Source organism: Streptomyces sp. NRRL WC-3549, assembly GCF_000721935.1.
Taxonomy (GTDB): Bacteria; Actinomycetota; Actinomycetes; order Streptomycetales; family Streptomycetaceae; genus Streptomyces.
In genome coordinates, this window is record NZ_KL585454.1 from 5,836 (window position 1) to 7,059 (window position 1,224).

2 protein-coding genes are annotated in these 1,224 nt (G+C 67.4%); both read right to left on the reverse strand.

The genetic code is table 11. The features are described 5' to 3' along the window. On the reverse strand, positions 1 to 349 hold a 349-nt coding region (locus IH13_RS39380), incomplete at its 3' end, for a beta-ketoacyl synthase N-terminal-like domain-containing protein (RefSeq protein ID WP_158791507.1). Between the two features lie 59 nt (positions 350 to 408). Continuing rightward, positions 409 to 1,224, reverse strand: an 816-nt coding sequence (locus tag IH13_RS0135605; RefSeq protein WP_234433509.1) for an acyl carrier protein, incomplete at its 5' end; no start/stop codon positions are given.

The following is a 1,224-nucleotide window of genomic DNA, read 5'->3' on the forward strand; positions in this document are numbered from 1 at the left end:
CCTCACGCGGCGAGATCCCGAAGAACTCGGCGTCGAAGTCGCCGACGGAGCTCAGGAAGCCGCCCTGGTCGGCGTAGGTCGTACCAGGGTGATCCGGATCGGGATGGAAGAGCCCGTCCGTGTCCCAGCCACGGTCCGGCGGGAAGCCAGCGATCGCGTCCGAGCCGTCGGCCACCAACTGCCACAACTGCTCGGGCGAGCGGACGTCACCGGGGAAACGGCAGCTCATGCCGACGATGGCGATCGGCTCCTGGCCCTCGGACTCGACCTCGTGGAGCCGCTGCTTCGTCTGCCGAAGCTCAGCGGTCATCCACTTCAGGTGATCCAGGAGTTTCTCTTCACTCGCCATCGGAAACAGCACCGCCCCTTGAGAAAGCCATGGTTTGCACGCGCGTCGACAACTGCCGTTCAGGACTTGCCGAATTCGCGCTGAATGAGGTCGAACAGTTCATCCGACGTGGCCGCGTCGAGCGCGGGGTCCACCTCGACGGTCGCCGGCGTGGATGTGTCCGACGACGGGACAGGCGCCTGTGAGCCACCCCACGCCGTCAAAAGGCCCTGAAGTCTCTCCGTGATGTCCTCACGGTCGACGCCGGTGGCAGGCACCCCGGAGAGCATGCGTTCCAACTCGGTGATGGCCGACACGACCGGGGCCGCGGCGGACATGTCCTGAGCCAGCTCGGAACACAGGTGCTCCGCCAGCGCCGCGGACGAGGTGAAGTCGAAGAGGAGCGTGGTCGGCAGACGGAGCCCTGTGAGGGAAGCCAGCCGGTTACGCACCTCGACAGCCATGAGCGAGTCGAAGCCCAGCTCCACGAAACCCCGTCTGGGCTTGACGGCGTCGGACGACTCGTGTCCCAGCACCCGCGCCGCCTCGCCTCGCACGAGTTCGAGCAGGATGCGGTTCTGCTCCGGCGCGGTGGCCGCCGACAGCCGCTCACGCAGTTGCATCGCCGCATCACCAGGTCCGGTGTCCGTCGCTGCATCTGACTGCGTCAGCGCCTCGTGCGCGTCAATGAGTTCGCCGAGAAGAGGGCTGGGGCGTCGAGCCGTGAACGCGGGTGCGAAGCGTTCCCAGTCCACCTCGGCGACCGTGAGGGTGGTCTCGTCTTCAGCCAGCGCCTGGTGCAGCTTGGTGACCGCCCGGGATGGAGCCAGCGCGACAAGTCCGTGCCGGTGCAGGTCCTCGGTCGTGCCCTCCGCCATTCCGCCTTCGGCCCAGGG